The 21,862-nt window shown below is 71.5% G+C and carries 17 protein-coding genes; 16 read left to right on the top strand and 1 reads right to left on the bottom strand.

Annotation, left to right across the window (positions count from 1 at the left end; genetic code table 11):
- Nucleotides 1–2: 2 nt before the first annotated feature.
- From K8P63_RS13005 to K8P63_RS12930, 16 genes are read left to right on the top strand one after another with little or no spacing between them, the layout of a single operon-like run.
- A complete protein-coding gene (locus tag K8P63_RS13005) occupies nt 3–722 on the top strand; it encodes a hypothetical protein (protein WP_223796453.1) in 720 nt (239 codons plus the stop codon).
- Entirely contained in the window at nt 719–1,444 is a 726-nt protein-coding gene (locus K8P63_RS13000) for a hypothetical protein (RefSeq protein WP_223796452.1), read from the top strand. The genes K8P63_RS13005 and K8P63_RS13000 overlap by 4 nt, the downstream gene beginning before the upstream one ends.
- Complete coding sequence (locus K8P63_RS12995; protein WP_223796451.1) at nt 1,441–2,214, top strand: Pvc16 family protein; 774 nt, start codon at nt 1,441–1,443, stop codon at nt 2,212–2,214. Before K8P63_RS13000 ends, K8P63_RS12995 begins: the two co-directional genes overlap by 4 nt.
- Nucleotides 2,211–4,094 carry an ATP-binding protein gene (locus K8P63_RS12990; protein WP_223796450.1) on the top strand — a complete coding sequence of 628 codons (1,884 nt, stop codon included), beginning with the start codon at nt 2,211–2,213 and terminating at the stop codon, nt 4,092–4,094. The genes K8P63_RS12995 and K8P63_RS12990 overlap by 4 nt, the downstream gene beginning before the upstream one ends.
- Nucleotides 4,091–4,339 (top strand): hypothetical protein, encoded by a 249-nt coding sequence (locus K8P63_RS12985; RefSeq protein WP_223796449.1) that lies wholly within the window; start codon nt 4,091–4,093, stop codon nt 4,337–4,339. The genes K8P63_RS12990 and K8P63_RS12985 overlap by 4 nt, the downstream gene beginning before the upstream one ends.
- The gene (locus tag K8P63_RS12980; RefSeq protein WP_223796448.1) at nt 4,336–7,608 is read left to right on the top strand and encodes an eCIS core domain-containing protein; all 3,273 of its coding nucleotides are present in this window, start codon (nt 4,336–4,338) and stop codon (nt 7,606–7,608) included. Before K8P63_RS12985 ends, K8P63_RS12980 begins: the two co-directional genes overlap by 4 nt.
- Entirely contained in the window at nt 7,605–8,261 is a 657-nt protein-coding gene (locus tag K8P63_RS12975) for a hypothetical protein (RefSeq protein WP_223796447.1), read from the top strand. The genes K8P63_RS12980 and K8P63_RS12975 overlap by 4 nt, the downstream gene beginning before the upstream one ends.
- Nucleotides 8,258–8,563, top strand: a complete 306-nt coding sequence (locus tag K8P63_RS12970) for a hypothetical protein (RefSeq protein WP_223796446.1) — start codon at nt 8,258–8,260, stop codon at nt 8,561–8,563. The genes K8P63_RS12975 and K8P63_RS12970 overlap by 4 nt, the downstream gene beginning before the upstream one ends.
- Nucleotides 8,556–9,674, top strand: a complete 1,119-nt coding sequence (locus K8P63_RS12965) for a hypothetical protein (RefSeq protein WP_223796445.1) — start codon at nt 8,556–8,558, stop codon at nt 9,672–9,674. Before K8P63_RS12970 ends, K8P63_RS12965 begins: the two co-directional genes overlap by 8 nt.
- Nucleotides 9,671–10,183 carry a phage baseplate assembly protein V gene (locus K8P63_RS12960; protein WP_223796444.1) on the top strand — a complete coding sequence of 171 codons (513 nt, stop codon included), beginning with the start codon at nt 9,671–9,673 and terminating at the stop codon, nt 10,181–10,183. Before K8P63_RS12965 ends, K8P63_RS12960 begins: the two co-directional genes overlap by 4 nt.
- Entirely contained in the window at nt 10,183–10,518 is a 336-nt protein-coding gene (locus tag K8P63_RS12955) for a DUF4280 domain-containing protein (RefSeq protein ID WP_223796443.1), read from the top strand. The genes K8P63_RS12960 and K8P63_RS12955 overlap by 1 nt, the downstream gene beginning before the upstream one ends.
- Entirely contained in the window at nt 10,515–10,889 is a 375-nt protein-coding gene (locus K8P63_RS12950; RefSeq protein ID WP_223796442.1) for a GPW/gp25 family protein, read from the top strand. Before K8P63_RS12955 ends, K8P63_RS12950 begins: the two co-directional genes overlap by 4 nt.
- The gene (locus K8P63_RS12945) at nt 10,886–13,357 is read left to right on the top strand and encodes a baseplate J/gp47 family protein (protein WP_223796441.1); all 2,472 of its coding nucleotides are present in this window, start codon (nt 10,886–10,888) and stop codon (nt 13,355–13,357) included. Before K8P63_RS12950 ends, K8P63_RS12945 begins: the two co-directional genes overlap by 4 nt.
- Nucleotides 13,354–15,915 (top strand): baseplate J/gp47 family protein, encoded by a 2,562-nt coding sequence (locus K8P63_RS12940; RefSeq protein WP_223796440.1) that lies wholly within the window; start codon nt 13,354–13,356, stop codon nt 15,913–15,915. The genes K8P63_RS12945 and K8P63_RS12940 overlap by 4 nt, the downstream gene beginning before the upstream one ends.
- Nucleotides 15,912–18,284 (top strand): hypothetical protein, encoded by a 2,373-nt coding sequence (locus K8P63_RS12935; RefSeq protein WP_223796439.1) that lies wholly within the window; start codon nt 15,912–15,914, stop codon nt 18,282–18,284. The genes K8P63_RS12940 and K8P63_RS12935 overlap by 4 nt, the downstream gene beginning before the upstream one ends.
- Nucleotides 18,281–20,788 (top strand): DUF6519 domain-containing protein, encoded by a 2,508-nt coding sequence (locus K8P63_RS12930; RefSeq protein ID WP_223796438.1) that lies wholly within the window; start codon nt 18,281–18,283, stop codon nt 20,786–20,788. Before K8P63_RS12935 ends, K8P63_RS12930 begins: the two co-directional genes overlap by 4 nt.
- Nucleotides 20,789–20,797: 9 nt before the next feature.
- Here K8P63_RS12930 and K8P63_RS12925 read toward each other — a convergent pair whose 3' ends face one another.
- The gene (locus tag K8P63_RS12925) at nt 20,798–21,835 is read right to left on the bottom strand and encodes an MBL fold metallo-hydrolase (protein WP_223796437.1); all 1,038 of its coding nucleotides are present in this window, start codon (nt 21,833–21,835) and stop codon (nt 20,798–20,800) included.
- Between the last annotated feature and the right edge of the window lie 27 nt (nt 21,836–21,862).

Genomic DNA, 21,862 nt, shown 5'->3' with positions numbered 1-21,862 from the left:
CCATGCAGGCGCTTGGGCCGAACGACCTTATCGCCGCATGGGATGGCGGTGCCCTCGACGAAGCGGCGCATGCCCGGCTCGGCCGCGTGCTGGCGCGGGCGCTGCCGGGCGCCGCGATCGAGCGGGATACGCTTGGCCGGCGCAACCAGCGGCTGATCGCGCTGCACGGGCTGCTGCTCGGCGGCGCGATCGAGGCGGTCGCGGCGTGCCCCGTCTGCGGCGCCGCCAACGAACTGAACGTGCCGACCGACGCGATCGCGGCGCTGGGGTCGCCGGCTGCGGATGCGCGCGTGCCGGTGGCGAGCGGGCCGGCCGCGTTGAGCGCGCGCCTGCCGTGCATGGCGGATCTGGCGGCGATCGCATCGGTCTCGCCCGAGGACGCCCCGGTCGCACTGGCTGCCGCCTGCCTCGGCTCCGGGGCGGAGGTCACGCCCGAACTGGTCGCTGCGCTGGAGGCAGCGTTCGAGATGGCCGATCCGGCGGCGGTGGTCCGCCTCGCCACCGCCTGCGCCGAATGCGGACAGCCGATGGCGGTCGAGGTCGACCTCGCCGCGTTCGTCGCGACGGCGATCGAGCGGCTGGTCGAGCGGCATCTGCGCGAGATCGACCTGATCGCGCGCGCTTATGGCTGGACCGAGGCCGAGATATTGAGCCTGTCGCCGGCGCGGCGCGCACGTTACGTTGCGTTGCTGTCGGGCGAAGCGCCCCGGCGGACGGCATGAGCGGCTATTGGACGGCGCTCGTCCGCGCGGCGACGGGACGCGCGCCGGTAGCGGCTGCGCCCGAGGCGATCGACGATCCGTTCGCCGAGGTGGATGCGCCGCTGGAGCCGGCACCGACTGCCCCGGCGACCGCTGCCGCCCCTGTCGCCGGGCCGCCGCGGCAAGAGACCGAGCCACCGCCCGAACGACCGCAGCCGGCCGACGAGCCGGCGTCGCCCGCGCGGGCGCCGGGCACGCCGACGGCGCCGGTCGCGGCACAGCCCGCCCCTCCGGTGATCGCCCCTGCGCCGGCGGAAACTGCCATCGTCCTGCCAAGGCAAGAGCCCGCGCAGGTAATCGAGCGCGTTGTGATCGGGCCGCCGGCCGTGGCAGCCGCCCCACCGCTCGTGATCGCTGCGGATGAGCCGCCGCCGCCGATCATGCCCGACGTTCGCCCCGTGGCGGCGGTGGCGGATCCGGTCGTGCACATTGCGCCTGCCCAGCCAACTCCCCCGCCCGCGATCGTCGAGGCGCGTCCGCAGCCTGCATGGCAGCCGCCGGCGCCTCCGCCTGCCGGCCCGCTGCGACCCGCTGATGCGTCGCCGCCAGCACCGGTAACGCTGAGCATCGGGCGGATCGAGGTGCGCGTCGTTCCGCCTGCCACGCCCGCGCCGCGTGCGCCGCGCCGGCGCGATCCGGTTGGGCCCGCGCTCGCCGATTATCTCGCGGGCCGCCCGCGATGAGCGCGCATTACGCCATCCCCGCCACCACGCTCGTCATCCAGACCTTGATCGAGCGCGCGCTGAAGGCGGTCTATGGCGCCGCCGCCACCGCGCCAATCGTGTCGATCGCGCCGCCGCCGCGCAGCGATCCGCTCCGGCCCGATCCGAGCGGCCGCGGCGAGACGCCGAGCGTACTGCTGTTCCTCTATCACGTTGCGCCCAATGCGGCGTGGCGCAACACCTATATCGATCCCGAATTCGATCCCGATTCGTACAGCCCGCCGCTCGATTATCTGCCGCCGCGCGATCGCGCGACGCCGGTGGACGGGCAGGGGCAGCGCGTCGCCAAGGCGCCGCTCGCGCTCGATTTGCATTACCTGATTGCCGCGACCGGCGACACGCTGGAGCGCGAGATGGTGTTCGGCGTGGCGCTGCACGCGATCACGCGGCTCGGGATCATCCCGCGCGCGACGATCAAGCAGATCCTGGCCGGCATCGCGGTGCCGCCGACGCCCAGCCTGCTGCAGGCGCTGCCGACCGAGCAATTGTGGCGCCAGTACGAGCAGATCACGCTCAGCCAGCAGGCGCTCGACGCCGATATGCTGTCGCGGCTGTGGACCGCATTCCAGTCGCCGTTCCGCCCGAGCGCGGGCATCACCGCCAGCACCGTCACGCTCGACATCGATGAGGTGTTCGCGCCGGCGCCGCTGGTCGCGACGGTCGACATCACCGCGCGGCCGGCGGTGGATGCCGACGCCACGCTGGCGATCGACACGGTGACGGTGTCGTGAGGACGGCGGTGCTGCCCGATCGTGCGGTCGATCCGCTGGCCGAGTGGCTGGCGGCGGTCGGCCCGCGCTGGCGCGACGCGCTCGAGCAGGGCCGCGCGCCGGCGATGGCATCGCTCCACCCGGCATTGCCGCTCGCGCGACTGGGTGCGGCGCTGGCACTCGAGCCGGCGGCGCTCACTTTGGTCGAGCTTTTGTTCGCGGCGGAAACGGATGAGGCGCTCGCGCTGCGGCTGGAGGCGGCGGGCGGCGTGACGGTCGCGCTGGCGCAGCGGCTGCTGCCGGCGCTAACCCCGGATGATCTGGCGCTGGCGGGCGCGCTGCGCAGCCACGACGTGCTGCATGTCGGCGAGGGGCCGCGCGTGCGGGCGCGGTTGCGTCTCGACCCGGCGATGCTCGACCGGCTGGGCGGCGGCGGATTGATCGAGCCGTGGCTCGGCGCGGCGGTGCGACGGATCGAGCCCACCGAACCCGCGCCGGCGAGCGCGATCCGGGCGCTCGCGCTGGCGCTGGCCGAGCGCGGACCGGATGGCCTGTCGCCGATCGTCGCGATCGACGGTGCGCGGGCGGATCAGGTCGCGGCATCGGCGGCGGGGCTGGGGCTCGCCGCCTTCCGCCTGCTGCCCGACGCCTTGCCTGTCGATCCGGTCGATCGCCGCCGCTGGCAACGCCGCTGGGCGTTGCATGCGGCGTTGGAGGAGGCCGTGCTGGTGGTGACGGCCCGCGCGGAGGCGGCGCTGCCGGCCGACCTGCTCGACGATCTCACCGGCCATGTCGTGCTGCTCGGCAATCCGCCCGCGCACGGCCTCGCGCGACCGATCCGAATCGTGGCGTCGAGCGAGGCGCATGACGATGTCGCGGCGCGCTGGCTGCGCGCGTTCGGCGCGCCCACGGCACGGCGGCTCGGCCCGGCAATCGCCGGTGCGGCGCGGCGCTTTGCGCTCGATGCGGCGCAGCTCGCGCGCGTCGCGGCCGAGGCGGGGCCGCGCATCGCCGCCGAGCCCGATGCGACCGCGGCGGCGCGATTGCTGTGGCGGGCGGCGGCGCGCGCGGTGTCGCCTGTCGCGGTGACGGGCTGCGTCCGGCGCGAGCCGCAGGGCGGGTGGGACGATCTGGTCGTGCCGCAGGCGCTCGCGGCGACGCTCCGCCGGATCGAGAGCCATCTCCGCCATGCCGAGCAGGTGATGCACGGCTGGGGCTTCGCCGCGCGGATGGGGGGACGCGGCACCGGGGTCGCGGCGCTGTTCGCGGGGCCGAGCGGCACCGGCAAGACGATGGCGGCCGAGGTGATCGCCGCCGCGCTCGACCTGCCGATCCTCGAGGTCGATCTCGCGCAGCTCACCAGCAAATATATCGGCGAGACGTCGAAGAACATTGCCGCCATCTTCGCCGAGGCCGAGCGCACCGGCGCGGCGATGGTGTGGAACGAGGGCGACGCGATCTTCGGCGCGCGCGGGCAGGTGGTCCAGGCGTCGGATCGCCACGTCAATGCCGAGGTTGGCGACCTGCTCCAGCGGATCGAGGCGTTCACCGGGCTGACGATCGTCACGACCAATCTGAAGGCGTCGATCGACGCGGCCTTCCTGCGGCGCTTCCGCTTCGTCGCCGATTTCCCGCTGCCGTCGGAGGTCGAGCGGCGCGCGATCTGGCGGCGCGCCTTTCCGCCGGGCACGCCGCTCGCGCTGGACGAGGCGACGTGGGGGGCGCTGGCGACGGTGGGCCTCTCGGGCGGCGCGATCCGCAACGCGGCGCTCGGCGCGGCGTTTGCGGCCGCCGCCGCCGGTACGGAGGTGCGCGCGGCGATGGTGGTCGAGGCATTGGCGGACGAGCTCGCCAAGAGCGGCCAGCCGATGCCGGTGCTCGCGATCGGAGGCGCGGCATGACCGCCGCCCCTGCCCGTGTCGAGATCGGCACCCTGGTGGTCAGCGCCGCGTCGCACGGCGAGGGGCAAAGGCTGGCCGACGCGCTGCCGGCGGCGATCGAACGGGCGCTGGCGGCCGGCACCGACATGCCGCGCGCGGCGCTGCGGCTCGACGCGGGCGAGGTGCGTGGCGGCGCGACCGTTGCGGGGATCGCGGACCAGGTGGCGCAGCGGATCGTCGCGGCGATGGCGGGGGGGCGGCCATGATCCTCCTTGCCGAACGGCCGAAGCCTGTGCGCGCGCAGCGCAAGGCGCCGGGGGGCGGCGGGCCGGTCACCGTGCCGCGCCCGGAAGGCGGCCGTGCGCTCGACGGGCCGGTGCGCGCGCAGATGGAGGCGGGCTTCGGGCGCGATCTCGGCCATGTCCGCATCCATGACGGGCCGGACGCGGCGCAGTCGGCGCACGAGGCGGGCGCGCTGGCTTATACCGCCGGATCGGACGTGGTGTTTGGCGCCGGCCAATATGCGCCGGGCACCGATGCCGGCACCGCGTTGCTGGCGCACGAACTGGCGCACACCGTCCAGCAGGCCGGGGTGCAGCACAAGGCGGACGGCCCGATCGCCGACGGCGCCGATCGCGCGCTGGAGGCGGAGGCCGATGGCGCGGCGGCGGCCTTGCTGGCGGGCGAGCGCGTCGGCCCGCTCACCCGCGTCGGCGCGCCGGCGCTGATGCGCGCGACGCCGCCTGCCGCCGGGCGCTCGGCCAAGACGGCAGCGGGACCGACCACCGGCCTGCCACCCGGTTTCGCTTTGGTGAAGGAGACACCCACTGGCGCGGGCGCGACCGAAGTGGTGGTCAACAAAGCGAGCTTCACTTTGCCGCTGCCCAAGGGGGCGGGGCCGTGGGTGAAGCAGGCTTATGCCAATGCCGGCGGGGCCGAGGGGCGGCTGGTCTTCACCACCGACAATGCCGACCAGACCAGTGCTGCGTGGAAGGAGGAAGGCTCGAGCGGCGAATATCAGCGCATCTGGCTCGGCAATCTCGGCTTCACCAGCATGAAGGATCTGGGCAGCGCGATAAAGACCTCGACCAAGGCGCCGGTGGTCAAGGCGCTGCAGGATGCCGGCGTGAAGGCGGCGGTCGACGGCATGGAGAAAGACGGGCTCGCCGGCTCGGGCTTCGATATCGACCATATCGTGGAAAAGCAGATTGGCGGCACCAGCATCCCCACCAACCTGCAATTGCTGCCGGCCAAGAAGAACCAGGATTCGGGCACGCAGACCTATGCCCGGATCGTCGAACTGGTGCAGCTGATCCGCGACCAGCGCTATCGCCCGAATGCCAAGCGCGTGCAGATCCGCTTCCAGCAGGTCGCCGTGCCGAACGATCCCGAGCAGGACGCGGGCTTCAAGATCGAGACATTGCTGCGCGCGGGCCACGTCAAGGGCTCGGCCGAGGTCAAGGCCGACGCGCAGGCGGTGCCGATCACGCTCACCGCCGGCGGCTTCGGCGAGACGGTGCGGATCGGGCCGGACGAGACGCGTATCGACGCCGCCGCGCGCCGCGTGATCCCCGGCATGCGGCTGAAGACGTACAAGAGGGGCAAGGGGGCGAAGAAGAGCGCCGTCGCGATCGATCATGTCGCGGCGCGGCTCGACAGCGGCGCGGTCAAGGAGCTGCCGAACGACAAGGACGTGTCGCTCACCGCCGAGGTGGATACGGCACCCGCCCAGCCGACCTCGGTCGGCGGCCTCGCCAAGAGCGAAGGCGCGGCGGCGGCCGCGAGCGGCGAAACGCGCAGGATCGCCTTCGCCAAGCCGAAGCCCAAGCAGCTCGGTTTCTATTATCCCTATCTCAGCCCCGGCGCGCTGACCTCGTTCGAGATCGCGTCGGACGGGTCGATCTCGGGCGAGGGGGTGATCCACCCGACGCTCAAGTTCCTGCCCGACGTGCAGATCCGCTTCGGCAAGGATCTGCTGGAGGCCAAGGCGCCGCTCGACGCGAAGAAGTTCAGGTCGCCGGTGCCAGGCATCAATTTCGTCGAGGGCAATCTCGCGCTGACGCTCGCCGATGCGTCGGGGCCGAAATTCCAGCCGTCGGGGCACCTCAAGTTCACGATCGGGCCGGCAGCCAAGCCGATCATCAACGGCGAGTTCAACGCCGGCGCCAAGGATAACAAGCTCTACGCCAACGGCACGCTGACCCCGGCGCAGGCGCTGCCCGGGATCAAGGATGCGAAGGGCGAGTTCGCCTACGATCAGGACAATGGCTGGTCGGGCAAGCTCACCGCCAGCAGCAGCAAGATCCCCAATGCCACGGTCGATGTCGCGCTGGGCTTCCGGCAAGAGGGCGACAAGTTCGTCACCTATGCCGAGGGCGGGATCAAGGCCGGCATCCGCGACAAGGTGATCGACCTGCGCGCATCGTGGGCGCAGGCGGGGCTGGTCTATACCGGCAGCCTCGACTGGCCGAAGCCGTTCCCGATCGTCGACAATGTCACATTGAAGGGGCGCTATGCCGACGACCAGCTCGACCTGCAGGGCGCGACGACGATCCATTATCGCCAGTGGGACGGCAACGTCACCGTCTTCTACCGCCAGAAGAGCGGCGAGCCCGGCAAGATGTGGGGCAAGGGCGCGGTCAATGTCGAGACGAAGAACAAGAAGGCCAAGGGCAAGGTCAATGTCGAGATCGACGATGCCGGCGAACTGACCGGGCAGGGCAATCTCAGCTACGCGCTGACCGACAAGATCACGCCCGAGCTGGGGGTGAAGCTCACCAAGGGCGGCCATTTGACGATCAGCGGATCGGTCAAGGTCGCGGATTTCGAGCTGTTCAAGAAATGGCCCGAGAAAGGCGGCGAGCGCGACCTCATCAAGGCGAGCCCGAGCTTCAAGATCCCGACCCCGATCCCGGCGGTGAACGCCGCGATCAACATCGAGGCGGGGGTGGGCATCGCCTATGGCGTCGGGCCGGGACGCGTGACCGGCGTCGAGCTGAGCGGCCAGTTCGATCCGCTGGAGGAAAATCCCAACGTCACCGCCAGCCTGAAGGGCAAGTTCGTCGTGCCGACATCTTTCTCGCTGACCGGGCGCATCAGCGCGCGGATCGGCGCGGAGGTGGCGGGAGGCGCGGTCGGCATCGACGGCGGCGTGACGGTGCGGCCGAGCCTCGGCATCAGCGCCGATGCGACGGTCGACATCGCCGCCAATTACGAGAAAGGCGGCTTCGCCTTCAGCGGCAAGGCGTTCATCGACGTGGTGCCCAAGGCGAAGCTGGGCGTCGACCTGACGGCAACGGTCTACGCCGCGTGGCATGCGCTCGAATATCAATGGAATTACCCGGTCGCGGCGTTCGAATACACGCTGCCGGGCAACATCCGCGTCAATGTCGGCGAGATCGGCTATTCGTCGGCCGAGGGCATGCGCTGGCCCAAATTGTCGGACATCTCGATCGAGCCCAAGGACATCAGCCCGCTCAAGCTGATGCAGGACGTGATGGCCGGTCGCAAGACCAGCGAGAAGGGCAAGGGATGAGCGCCTCGCCCCGCTCACCGCGCACCCTCAAGGGCGGCTTCGTGCTGATGGACGGCGACGGCCGCGCGGTGCTGCGCAGCGTCGCCTTCCAGTATAATCCCGACACGCTCACCCGCACGCTGACGCCGCGCCAGGCGGCGAGCGAGACCGGCGACCGGCTGGAGGCGCTGCGGCTGCGCGGCGCGCCGGTCGAGACGCTGCGGCTGGAGATCGAGCTCGACGCGACCGACCGGCTGGAGCAGCCGGCAAGCAACCCCGAGACGGTCGCCAACGGCATCCTGCCCGAACTGGCCGATCTGGAGACGATCATCGCGCCAGCGGTGGCCGACCTGATCGCCGCCGACACGCTCGCCGACACCGGCACGCTGGAGATATTGCCGCTGCCGTCGCCATTGGTGCTGGTGGTGCTGGGGCCGCGCCGCGTGCTGCCGGTGCGCGTCACCGAATTCGGCGTGGTCGAGGAGGCGTTCGACACCCAGCTCAACCCGATCCGCGCCAAGATCACGCTCGGCCTGCGCATCCTGTCGAATGACGATCTGACCTACGGATCGAAGGGTGCGGCCCTGTTCTTCGCGCAGGCGCAGCGGCGCGAGAGCTTCGCGCGGCGCACCGCACCCGCGCTCTCCACCCTCGGCCTGACGGGTGCGCCATGACGCCGGGCCCGAGCAGCCGCTACGCCCGGCAGACGATCCAGACCTATGTCGCGCCCGACGGCGAGATGGTGCCCTATATCGGCCGGCGGGTGATCCCCGACATGGATCGCTACCAGCCGCTCGACCGCCATCGCACCGTCGCCGCCGAGCGGATCGATCAGGTGGCGGACGGCTTCTACGGCGATCCGCTGCAATATTGGCGCGTCTGCGACGCAAATGGGGTCGAGCGGCCGGCGGAGGCCTGCATGCCCGCCGCGCGGTTGCTGGTGATCCCGCTGCCGCTGGAGCTGTCCGGTGGCTAATCTCAAGGGCATAACGCTGACGTTGCTGATCGGGCCGGTCGCGGTGGCGCCCGCGCCGGCGGCGGTGATCGATGCGCTGGAAAGCGCGACCGTGACGACCGCGGTCGGCCAGCGATCGGGCTGGCAGATCAGCTTCGTCTATTCCAAGACCTCGCCGATCGCGACGACGTTGCTGGCTGCCGGCTATTTCGATCCTCTGATCCGCGTCATCCTGATCGCGACGATCAACGGCCTGCCGACCGTGCTGTGCGACGGCCCGATCGGGCGGCAGGACGTCACCGCGTCGGCCAAGCCCGGCCAGTCGAAGCTGGTGCTGAGCGGGCACGACGTGACCGCCTACATGGATCTCGTGCCGCTGGATGGCATGCCCTATCCGATGATGCCGAGCTTCGCGCGGGTGGCGCTGATGCTCGCCAAATATGCGATGTTCGGCGTGATCCCGGTGCCGATCCCGGCGCCGTTCGAGGCGGTGACCGATCCCACCGACAAGACGCCCGCGCAGAAGGGCACCGATTTCCAGTATATCGACAAACTGGCGAAGGATGCCGGTTACGAATTCTACGTCGATCCGGGGCCGGCGCCGGGCACCAACACCGCTTATTTCGGGCCGCAGGTGCGTATCGGCGTGCCGCAGCCGGCCTTGTCGGTCGACATGGATCACGCCTCCAACGTCGAGCAGCTGGCGTTTTCGGCCGACGGCGCGGGGGCGGAGATGACGATCGGCTTCGTCAAGGTCGGGCCGATCTCGATCCCCGTGCCGGTGCCCGACGTCGGCATCCTCAACCCGCCGCTGAGCGCGCGGCCGTTGATCCCGACCAAGTTCAAGACCATCCCGACCGAGCGGCTGAAGCTGCCCGACGTGCTGGGCGCCTTGCTGGCGGGGCGGACGCGCGCCGACCCGATCACCGGCTCGGGCGCGCTCGACGTCGCGCGTTATGGCCAGCCGCTCGCGGCGCGACGGCTGGTGGGGGTGCGCGGGGCGGGCCTCGCTTATGACGGGCTGTGGTACGTCCGCGCGGTCACCGACACGGTCAGCCGGGGGAGCTGGAAGCAGAATTTCCAGCTCGCGCGCGACGGCCTCGTCTCCAACCTGCCCGCGCTGCCGGTATGAGCGAGGGTCCGCGCTTTTATGGCAAGTATCGCGCGACGGTGCTCAACAACCTCGATCCCCGCAACCAGGGGCGGGTGATGGTGCAGCTCGCCGACATTTACGGCCTGTTCCCGTCGAGCTGGGCGCTGCCCGCCTTCATGTCGGCCGGGCTCAATTCGGGCGCGGTGGCGCTGCCGGCGGTCGGCTCGCAGGTGTGGGTGGAGTTCGAAGCGGGCGACGCCGATTACCCGATCTGGACCGGCGGCTTCTGGGGCGACAGCGGCGGCACCTTCCCGCCGCTCGCGCTAGCAGGTGCCACGCCGGCGACGCCGAACATCCATTTCCAGACCACGACCGGGGTGACCGTCACCCTGTCGGACAATCCGGCGCAGCAGGTGCTGGTGATGACGCCCGCCGGGCAGATGCTGACGATGGGCGCGGCGGGTATCGTCATCACCAACGGGGTCGCGACGATCGCGCTGGTGGGCCCGTCGGTCGTCATCAACAGCGGCGCGCTGACGGTGACCTGATGGCCGGGCCGGTGCTCCACATGGGTGCGACCCTCACCTGTCCGCATGGCGGCATGCTGACGATCGTCGCCGCGTCGCCGCGCGTGATGCTGGGCGGCATGCCGGCGGCGGTGGTGACCGATCAGGGACTGATCGCCGGCTGCGTCTTCACCGTGCCGCCGGCCAAGCCGCAGCCCTGCACCACCACGCAATGGATCATGGGCGCGACGCGCGTGCTCGCGGGCGGCCAGCCGCTGCTGACCGCGCCGCCGGTGGCGCTGACCCTGTCGGCCGACATGATACCCGCCGGGCCGCCATTGGTGGTGCAGGTGCAGGCGCGGGTGATCGCGACATGAGCCGGCTCGCTTTCCCATTCGCCGCCGCCGCCAGCGGGCGTGCCGCCGCCGTCTCCTATGGCGACGACGCGCATGTGCGGCAGATGCTCGAGCTGCTGGTGCTGACCATGCCCGGCGAGCGCGTGATGCGGCCCGATTTCGGCAGCCCGGTCGCGCAGATGCTGTTCGCGCCGTCGGGCGGCGCGGTGGCGCATGCGCTGGAGGCGGCGCTGCACGCGGCGATCGACCAGCAGCTCGCCGCCTTGCTCACGCTGCGCGACCTGACCGTCGCGTGGGATGAGACGGATGCCGCGCTGACGATCGAGGTGGTCTACGAGGTCATCCGCTCCAAGACGATGGCCAAGGCCGTGCTGCGGAAGGATCGGCTGTGACGGGCGTGGTCTATCGCTGCGGCGACGCGCGGCGGCGGATGCTGGTCGCAACCACCGGGCCGGCCGGGCTGACGGGGATCGACTGGCTGGAGGTGCGGGTCGGGCCGCCGCTGCAGCTGATCGTCTATCTGGTGAAGCCGGTGGCGCTGACCTCGGGCACCGTCACCGACGCCACCGTCGCACTGACCGGCGGCGAGCGGATCGCGGCGCCGAAGGGCAGCGTCGCCGCCAAGCCGACCCTCGCTGCCTGCACGCGGCTGGAAATCACCTTCCCGGCCGGCACCGACGTCGATTTCTCCACCTATACGCTTACCCTCGTGCGCGGGCCCGACTACCAGCGGCCGCCGGCGTTCATCGATCCGCGGCTCGCCTCGGTGGATTTCTCGTTCAAGGTCGATTGTCCGTCGGATTTCGACTGCGCGCCCGATTGCCCGCCGGGCGCCGACGCGGTCGCCGGGCCGCCGCTCGATTATACCGCGCGCGACTATGAGCAACTGCGCCAGCTCATGTTGGATCGCATGGCGGCGTTGGTGCCCGGTTTCGGGCTCAATCAGGCGGCGGACTTCACGACCACATTGATCGAGGCGCTCGCCTACGACGCCGATCAGGCGAGCTATCGGCTCGACTGGGTCGGCACCGAGGCGTTCATCGGCACGGCGCGCGCGCGATCGTCGCTGCGCCGGCATGCACGGCTGGTCGATTATGCGATCGGCGAGGGCGCGAGCGCGCGCACCTTCGCGTCGCTGCGGTTCGATGGCGGCGTGGTGGACGGGATGGTGCTGGCGCAGGGCACGCCGCTCCTGCCCTATGACGCGATGTTGCCCGCCGTGGTCGACATCGCCGCCTATCGCCGGCTGCTGAGCGGTGCCCCGATCGTGTTCGAGACGCTGGCCGATATGCCGTTGTGGCAGTGGCGCGGCGAGATTGCGATCTACACGTGGGGCGACGACCAATGCCTGCTCTGCGCGGGGGCGACCGCCGCGACCCTGGTCGACGCGAGCGGCGGCACGGGCGGCCTCGCGGTCGGCGACCTGCTGCTGCTTGAGGAGACGCGCTCGCCCGTGACCGGCCTCGTCGCCGATGCGCGCCGCGAGCGGCGGCAGATCGTCCGCCTGATCGCGGTGACGCCGACCGCCGATCCGCTCGCCACGAGCGTGGCGCTGGTCGACGTGCGCTGGGCGGCCGAGGACGCGCTTGGCTTCGATCTGGCGGTGCAGGTGAAGGATCCGGACGGCACGCTGGCGGATGCCTTCATCACCGGCGCGGTCGCGCGCGCCAATATCGCGGTGGCGGAACATGGCGTGTCGCTGCCGCCGGTCGCCACGCTCGGCTATAATGCGTTCGAGGCAGCGGCGCTGCGGCCGGCGCTCGATCCGCCGGTGCCGCCCGACGACGGCGCGTGGGCGCCCGAGGTGCGGCTGCCGGGGGCATTGTCCTTGCCGCTCGCGCGGGTAGGCGGTGCGCCGGGGAACGGTGCTGCCGCGACCCTGCTCGCGGTCGATGTCGGCGACGTGCTGCCGGCGCTGGCGCTCGATGACGATTTCGAGAGCTGGACGGCGCGGGCCGACCTGCTCGCGAGCGATCCGTTCGCGCGCGACGTGGTGGTCGAGACCGCGATCGACGGCAATCCGGTGCTGCGCTTCGGCGACAACATCAACGGTCTCGCGCCGGTCGCCGGGGCGTCATTGGGCGTGCATGGCCGCTTCGGCACCGGCATCGCCGCCAATCTCGGGCCAGACGCGCTCGCCCATGTCGTGCTGCCCGACGCGCAGAAAGCGGCGAGGCTCGCGGTCACCAATCCTTTGCCCGCGGTGGGCGGCGCCGACCCCGAAAGCGCCGCCAGCATCCGATCGCGCGCGCCGGAAGCGTTCTGGCGGCAGGAGCGCGCGATCACGGCGGCGGATTACGCTACCTTCGCGCGGCGCCTGCCCGGCGTGGCCGATGCGCTGGCGATCCCGGTGTGGACCGGCGCGTGGTGGACGATGCTGGTCTATGTCGACCGGGTCGGCGGCGCGACGATCGACGCCGCGTTCGAGGGGGGCGTCGCCGCCGGGCTCGAACGCTATCGCATGATGGGCTTCGACGTCGCGGTTACGGCCGCGCGGCCGGCGCCGCTCGATATCGCGATCGAGGTGTGCGCCATGGCCGATGCCGTCGCCGCCGACGTGGCGCTGCGCGTGCGGCGCGCGCTCAGCCCCTCGTTCGGCGGCAAGGGTGCCTTCTTCGATCCGGACCGCTTCGGTTTCGCGACCGCGCTCCAGCTCAGCCAGTTGATCGCGGCGGTGATGGCGGTGCCGGGCGTGTCGGCGGCGCGGGTGACGCGCTTCCAGCGCTGGGCGCGGGTCGCGGCGGGCGAGCTGGCGGCGGGCGTGATCCAGCCGAACGGGCCCGAAATCCTCAAGCTGGCCGACGATGCGAGCCGGCCCGAATTGGGTCGGCTGACGATCGTCATGGGCGGCGGGCTGTGACCGCGCCGGGCCTTTGCGGCTGCGGCACCACGGCGTGCGACGGCGATTGCGGCGACGCGCCCGAGCCGATCGGCGCGCTCGACCGCTTCGGCCAGCCGGTGCTGCTCGCCGCGATGGACGCCGCGATCGGCGGGCAGAGCGCGCTCGACCGGCTGACGACGCGCGATCCGGCCGATCCGGCGATGGCGGTGGCCGATGCCTATGCCTCCGCGCTCGCCGTGCTCGGCTTCGCCGCCGCGCGGATCGCCGACGACGGCACGCTCGCGACCAGCAACGACACCGGCTCGCTGATCGATCTGACGCGGCTGATCGGCTACGTCCCGCGCCCGGCGATCGCGGCCGCGACGACTTTGGCGTTCGAGATGGACGCGACGCCGGGTGCCGTGGCGAGGGCGCTGGTGCCGGCGGGCACGCGCGTCTCGACCTTGCCCAAGGATGGCAAGCCGCCCGTGCCGTTCGAGACGGGCGCCGATCTCGACGCGCGCGCCGAGTGGAACCGACTGGTGGCGCGGCGCGGGGTCGCTGTGCCGCCGGTGTTCGTCACCGTGACCGGCGTCAAGAAGGCGTTTGCGAAGACCGAAACGCTGGATTTCGAGATGCCGGTCGGTCGGCGCGGCTTCAAGCGTCTGCCGCCGACCAAACCGGTGGTGACGGTCGCGGCGACGACCCAGCTCGTCGTCAAGGGGGTCGACGTGCTCGCGGCGGTGGGCGACGCGCTGATCGTCGCCTGCGATGCCGGTGGCTGGCTGTTCGCGCGCGTCGCCGGCATCGTCCGCACGCCCGCGCCGCCGGCCTCGGCGACGGGCGACGTGGTCGATCCCGCCGCCCCGCAGGCGATGACGACGATCGCGCTGACCGGCCAGCTTCCCGTCGCCGACGGCACCGGGCCGACCGCGGGCACGGTGGTGATCCTCGGCGTGCGGACGGGTGCGTTCGGCGGCAACGCGCCCGATTTCAAGACGGTCAACCCGACCTCGACCGACACCGACTGGACGGGCTTCACCCTGCCGTCCGACGGCACCGTCGATCTGGAAAGCGCGGTCAAGGAGGCGATCCCCGGCAGCTTCGCCCTGTTCGCTGCGGGCAGCCTGCGACAGATCGGCCGGATCAAGACGGCGAACGACGCGCATCGTGCCGCATTCAACCTCAGCGGGCCGGTGACGCGCATTACCCTCGACGGGATCGAAACCGAGAAGGGCGCGACCGACGGCGGCTTCAACGACCAGCTGCGCGCGCTCGCAATCTATGTCGAGACGCAGCGGTTGGAGCTGCTCGCGCTGCCCGACCCGGAAGAGACGCTGCCCGACGACTCCACGCCCGATCGCCTGCCTGTGCTCGGCACGGCGGCGCGATCGCTGGCGCCGGGGCGGCGGCTGGTGGTGCAGGGTGTGGACGGCGCGAGTGTGGCGCAGGTCGAGCTGGCGACGCTCGCGAGCGTGCAGGCCGATGGCGGCGAGACGCTGCTGATCCTCGCCGCACCGCTCGCGACCCGATTCAAGGCGGACGGGCTGACCGTCGCCGCCAATGCAGTCGATGCGACGCAGGGGGCGACGATCGCCAACCCGCCCGAATTGCTCGGCTCGTCGAGCGCGACGCGCGATGCGCCCACTTACGTCCTGGCGTCCAAGCCGGTCGCCTATGTTCCCGCGCCGGGTGCGCTGGGCTATGCGCCGGCGGCGCAGGTGGCGGTGGTCGGCCGCCGCTACATGATGGCGGAGCGCTTCCTCGACCTCGCCGACAATCGCGCGTGGCGACTGCGCCCGCGCCGCGACGGCACGTTCGAGGTCCAGTTCGCCGGCCGCCTGCCGACCGCGATCAACAGCGTCACCGCGACCTATCGCGTGGGCGGCGGCGCGATCGGCAACATCGACACAAGCGCGGCGTCGATGATGACCACGCCGGTGCTGGGCGTGTCGAAGGTCGCCAACGTCGTGCGTGGCGAGGGCGGATCGGACGCGGCGACCGCCGCGGACATGCGCAATGCCGGCGATACGATCGCGGTGCTCGATCGCGTGGTGGCGCTGGATGATTATGCGCGCTTCGCCCGCGCCTATCGCGGCGTCGCCCATGCGACCGCAGTCGAGCTGCGCATCCGGATGCGGCGCGAGATCGTGCTGACGATCGCCGCCAGCGATCCGGCCCAGCCGCAGCCGAGCGCCACGCTGATCGACGCGCTCGCCACCGCCATCGCCGGCGCGAGCGCGCCCGGCCGGCCGCCGCGCATCCTGGGCTTCACCGATCGGCTGATCGCCGCCGCGATCGGCTTCGACAGCGATCCGGCGCTCGACCGCGCGGCGGTGGAGGCGGCGGTGCGCGCGGCTTTGCTCGCCGGCTTCGGCGCCGATGCGCGGCCGTTCGGCGCATCCCTGTGGGCGAGCCAGGTGATGGCGGCGGTGCAGGGCGTCGCGGGCGTGGTCGCGTCGCGCGTGACGCTCGATGGCGGCGCGAGCGATCCGATCGTGGCGAACGGACCTACTGTGACCGGCGATGATGTCGTGCCCGCAATCCGCGTCGCGCTCGATCCCGGTGCGCTCACCCTGACGGGGCTGACGACATGACCGACGCGCTGGAAGCCGCCGCGCAGCGCCTCTACGGCCTGCTGCCGGCGCATGTCCGCGTCGTGGATCAGGCAGGCGGCGGTGCGCTGCTCGCCTTCCTGTCGGCGCTGGCGACGGGGGCGGTCGCGCTCGACCGCGAAACCGACCGCCTGCTCGCCAACATGTTCGTCGAGACGGCCGACGCGATCGGGCTCGACAATCTCGCGCGGCTGGTCGGGGCCGAGCATCTGGTGCCGCTGCCGGCCGAGGCGAGGTTCAGCCCGCGCGCCTTCATCGCCAACACGGTGCGCTATCGCCGCCGCAAGGGCACGCCCGGCGCGCTGGAGGGGCTCGCCGCCGATCTCGGTCTGCCGGGTGCGGTGGTGGTCGAATATTATCAGCGGCTGGCGCGCACCGCCGCGCTGATCGATCCACGCCCGGAGCGGCCGGGCACCGCGTCGCTGGTCGACGGCGACGTCGGTGCGCGCGCCGGCACGGCGTTCGACCTGACCGCACGGGTGGCCGACGTCCGCTCGATCGCGCGCGCCGGTGGGCGTTACGGCGTGCCCAATGTCGGTGTTCACGACGTGCGGCTGACCGCACCGGGCTTTCCGGCCCCGGCGGGCGACAGCGCGACGCGGGCCCAGCTGGCCGGCGTTCCCGTCCTGCTGCCGTGGCGGGTCGGCAGCGTGGCGCCGGCGGGCTATTTCCAGCTCTCGCCCTTCGCCGAAGCGCGGTTGCCGCTGGTCAATCCCGATCGGCGCGACACGCTCGGCGGTGGGCGCATGACCGGCCCGGCGCGGATCGACCGGCTGCGCCGGCTGCCGCTGGCGCGCGAGACCGAGGCGCTGCGGCTCGCCGCGCTGCAAGGCCTGCCCGCGCCCTCGACATCGTGGTTCGCCGCCGGCCAGCCCTTCACCTTGTTCGTGCGACGGCAAGGCGGCGGGGCGGCGTTCGTGCGCGTGCCGCCCGAGCAATTGCTGATCGCGAACCTGGAGGCGGTGCCCACCGGCGCCCCGCGCCCCGATCCGACGCGCCATTACGAATGGTCGGCCGCCAGCGCGACCGGGCTCAAGATCAAGAAGGGCGATGCGCCGATCGTCGCGGCATTCGATCCTGCGACCGGGCGCGCGGTGTTCGCCAAGCCCAAGAAGGCCGCCGACGAGGTGGTCGAGGCGCGGCTTGCCTATGGCTACGGCCAGGGCGACGCGATCGGCGCGGGCGCGCACGACCGTAGCGCCGCCGACGTGCCCGCCGACGTGCGCCCGGATGATTTCCTGCGGATCGTCGATGTCGACGGGATCGGGCCGGCTTACGTGGCGACCCTGGCCGATGCGCTGGCGGCGTGGGCGGCGGAGGCGCATGCCGCGCGCGGCTTCATCCTGCTGGCGCGCTGCGATGCCGAGACGCTGCAGCCCAATTACACCGTCACGATGCGCGGCGGCACCGAGCTGCACGTCGTCGCCGCGCAATGGCGACCGAAGCGGGCGGTGCCGGGCGTGGTCGATGCGGCGGATCGCGTGGGCTATATCGTGCGCAGCGGTCGCAGCTTCGCGGTGCGCGCGCACGTCCATGTCGTCGCCGGCACGATGCCGGCAGGCAGCCGGCCGGGGGCGCTGGTGCTCGACGGGCTGGCGCTGGCGGGCGCGGTCTCGGTCGGGGATGGGGCGCTGAGCACGCTGTGGCTGCGCCACGTCACCAGCCGGCCGGCCGCCGCCAATTCGGTCGAGCTTGCCGCAGCGGCGGCGGGACTGGCGATCAAGGTCGAGCGCTCGATCCTCGGCCGGATCGCGCTGGGCATGGGGGGCACCGGGCAACTGGCCGTCACCCGCTCGATCCTGCTCGATACCGACGGCGATTATGCCATTCAGGGCGGCGGCTTCGACGTCGACCTGAGCGACGTGACGTTGCTCGCGCGCGCGACCGTCAGGACGCTCAACGCGACCGGGACGATCTTCGCGCAGTCGGTCACGGTCGCGCGCCGGCAGACGGGGTGCGTGCGCTACAGCGCGATCGCCGCCGGATCGACCACGCCGCGCCGCTACCGCTGCCAGCCCGATCTCGCGATCGCGGCGCGGGCGAAGGCGCTCGGGCTCGAAATGCTGGCGCCCGACGATGCGGCGGCGGTGGCGCTGGGCCTCGTCCCGGTCTTCCTCGACACCGACGGCGACGAGCCGACGCTCGGCCTGCTGTCGCCGCTCTGCGCGCCCGCAATCCGGGCGGGCGGGGAGGGTGGCAAGGAGATGGGCGCCTTCGCCGCGACCGGCGAGCCGATGCGCGTCGCCAACGTGACCGCCTTGTTCGCCGATTATCTTCCCGCCGCGCTGGAGGGCGCGATCCTCGACGACACGCGCAGCAGGGCAAGCTGCCAACGGAGAATAGTGCCGTGACCATCCGCAACGATTCATCGCGTCCCGCCGCGCGCCTGTCGGGGGGCCGGCGCCCCCGATCGGTGGTCGCGCGGCAGGGGCAGGTGCTGCTCGACGTCGATCTGAACGAGGAAGCGGCCTCGGCTGCCGAGCGGATCGAGATTGAGGCGCTCGACATGCTCGGCAGCCCGGCCGTGCCGTTCCACGCCGCCGGCTTCAAGATCGGTGCGGGCGGGACGATCTCGGTCGGCCGGCTGTATCTCGACGGGCTGCTGGTCGAGAATCTCGCGCCGTGCACGCTCGATACCCAGCCGCATCCGGCCGATCCGATCCCGACCGCCGGGGGGCTGGTCACGCTCAAGGCGGTGGTGCGGTTGGTCGATCCGGTCGAGGATCGCGCGCTGGCCGACAAGGCGCTGGCCGATGCCGCTGCATCGGGGCGCGGCTATGTCGACTGGCAGGTGTTCGCAATGCCGCTGACGCTTTCGGCGAGCGGCGCGCCGCCGGCGTGCGGCGACGATCTGCCCGACTGGGACAAACTGGTCGCGCCCTCCAGCGGCCGGCTGGCGGCGCGGGTCGATCCCGGCACGGCCGCCACCAACTTCTGCTCACCGGCCGCAGCAGGCGGCTATATGCGGTTGGAAAACCTGCATTATCGGGTCGAGGTGGACGGCGGCACGGCCGTCGCCGGCTATCCGACGGTCGATGGTGCGCGTTACGGGCTCGATGGGCTGCGCCTCAAATTCTCGCGCCGCAACGCCAGCGTGATGGTGCGCATCACCGGCTATACCGGCCGCGCGCTCACGGTCGATCCGCCGGTGCTGGATGCGGGCAACTGGTTCGCGCCGGGATCGGGCGCCGAGATCGTGTCGATCGACGACGATGTCGATCCGACGCAGGCCGAGGCGCAGACGCGCCTGTTCAAGGTGGCGCAGGTTTCGAGCGACACGATCACGCTCGACGGCGACCCGACCGCGCTGCCCCCCACGGCAACGCTCGGCACCGACTGGTATCTGCGGCTGTGGGAGCCGCTGCCCGATTTCAGCGTGGTCGCGGCCGCCGTGCCGGATGGGGCATCCGCCTCCAAGGAGATCGACCTCGGCGACGGTGTCCGCGTCACGCTGCGCACCGCCGTGGCGGGCGATACATTGTACAGGCGGGGCGATTACTGGAGCTTTACCGCGCGGGTCGACGGCACGATCGACTGGCCGGAGGACAGCCCCGGCGTGCCGACCCCGCGCATGCCCGACGGGCCGGCGATCCATTATGCGCGGCTCGCCATCGCCCCCTCGGCCAGCGCCGACCCGACCGATTGCCGCCCGATCATCCTGCCGCTGACCGAGCAGATCGAACTGCTCTATGCCGGCGGCGACGGCCAGTCGGCCTTCCTCGGCGACACGCCCACCGCGAGCGGCTTCATCCCGTTGCGCGCGCCGCTGCGCGTGCTGGTGCTGCGCGGCGGGCTGCCGCTGCCGGGCGTGACGGTGACCTGGGCGAACGACGCGTCGGTGACGCTCGACGGCAGCGGCGCGGCGACCGACGCGCAGGGACTTGTGGCGGTGATGGCCGCGCTCGATCCGGCCAAGGCGGCCGACCTGTTCAGCGTCACCGCGAGCCTGACGCCACCGGCGGGCGTCCCTCCGGTCGCGCCGATCATGTTCAGCGCGGGCTTCGCTACCGCCGCGCGCACCTCCTACGATCCGGGCTGCGACCTGCTGGCCGATACGAGCACGGTGCAGGACGCGCTCGACACGCTCTGCGCCAACATCAACGGCGTGCCCGACGCGCTGCAGCTCACGCGGATCGCGATGAGCGGCGCCAGCGGCGTCACCGAGTTGCTGGCGGACGGGGTGATCGCCAACGGTATAGAACTCGATCCCGAGGCGTTTTTGCGCGGGCTGATCTTCACGGTCGATCGCGGGCCGCTGCGCGTCCAGCCGCAGCCGTTCGACCCGATCGTCGATATCGAGCTGGAGCTGCCTTATCCGACCACGCGCACCGAGCTGACCGACTGGCAGAACATGATGGACGCCAATCCGGCGCCGTTCGGCACGCAGCGGCTGCGGCTGCTCGGCACGGTCACGGTCAAGGAGCACGAGATCGTCTGGACGCCGTCGCAGCAGGCCGAGGCCTTCCTCCATCTGTGGCAGCGGCACATGTTCGGCGCGGGCGAGAAGACGCTGATGGAGCTGGAGAAGCGGGCGATGCGCGTGCTCGGCCGCATCCGGCTGCGCAGCCAGTTCGTCTGGATCGAGGTGGCGGATACGCCGCTGTCCCCGATCGAAACGAAGCTTACCAAGCGCGAGCAGGCGGCGCTGGTGCTGAAGCGGCGCAAGCGCATCTACCTCAATGCCGAATATCTCGGCGGGGTCACCAGCGGGAACGGCCGCGCGTTGCTGATCGGCGAAAGCGATCCGCAGCGGGCGGGCGATCTCGACATGTTCTTCTACTTCGTGCCGCCGCCGGAGAAGCCCGTGACGGCCGAGCCGATCAAGGTCGCCGATCCGACGGGCGGCAAGCCCTGAGCCCAAGCCTCACGGCGTCGCTTCGCCGGCGCGGGCGAGCGCCAGCTTCACGCATTCGCGCTGGAGCGCGATGTAGCGCTGGTAAACCGGCCCGCCGATCACGAACGGGTTCGGCGCGCCGGCGGCGCGATATTTCAGCACCTCCAGCCGTGCCGGCCCGTCGAAATGGAGCGGGTGGTTGCCGATCTGCGCGTCGACCCGCGCGATGCGCGTGATGTCCATCCAGCGCGTGAGCGATGCGATCTGCTGGTGGCGCGCATCGGCCGCCGCGGGCAGGCCGATCCCGCCATAGAAACCGGCGACGTGGCGCACGCCATTGTCGTGGACGTCGAACATGCTTGAGAGCGTGCCCGGCGTATGGCCCGGCGTCAGCGCGAAGCGGACGACCGCCTCGCCCAGCTTCAGCGTGTCCCCGTCCTTGACGACGATATCGCCGGGGCCGGGCTGCGGCGCGGGATCGAACAGCCTGATCGCGCTGATGCGCGACGGTTTGGCCATGAACGCCCAATCCTCGGCCGAGGCGACCAGCCGGCTGCCATAGGTGTCGCGGAAATATCGGGCGCCGCCATAATGATCGCCGTGGCCATGGGTGATGACGACATATTTCACGTCCTCGGGCCGCAGCCCCATCTGGTGCAGCCCGGCGACGACGATCTCGCGCGCCTCGTCCTTGTTGTTGAGCGCGTCGAACAGGATGATGCCGTCGCGCGTCTTGAGCGCCCACGCGCCGACCATCATCTGCCCGACATAATAAAGCTCGTCGAACACGCGCTGCGCCGGGATGAGGCCGAGATATTGGGCGTTGTTGGTCCGCTCCTTGTAGATCTGGTCCTGGATGCAGAGCGTATCGAAATAGACGTAGAGATCATCTTTCGCGATCGCCCGCGCGCGGTTGAAGTGCAGCCGCACCTGCGCCTCGTCGGCATGCGGATAGGCGATCGGTTTGGCATAGTCCGCCACCGATGCCGGCCGTTCGCCCACGCCTTGCGCGCCGGCGGCCGCGCAGATGCAGGCCGCCAGGGTCAGCCCACCGAATATCCTCCGCATCCCGTCTCTCCCATGCGCCGGGCCTTG

The organism is Sphingomonas nostoxanthinifaciens, assembly GCF_019930585.1.
Lineage (GTDB): Bacteria > Pseudomonadota > Alphaproteobacteria > Sphingomonadales > Sphingomonadaceae > Sphingomonas_I > Sphingomonas_I nostoxanthinifaciens.
The sequence above is the reverse complement of the archived record's forward strand: the minus strand, read 5'-3'. Positions and strand labels throughout refer to the sequence as shown.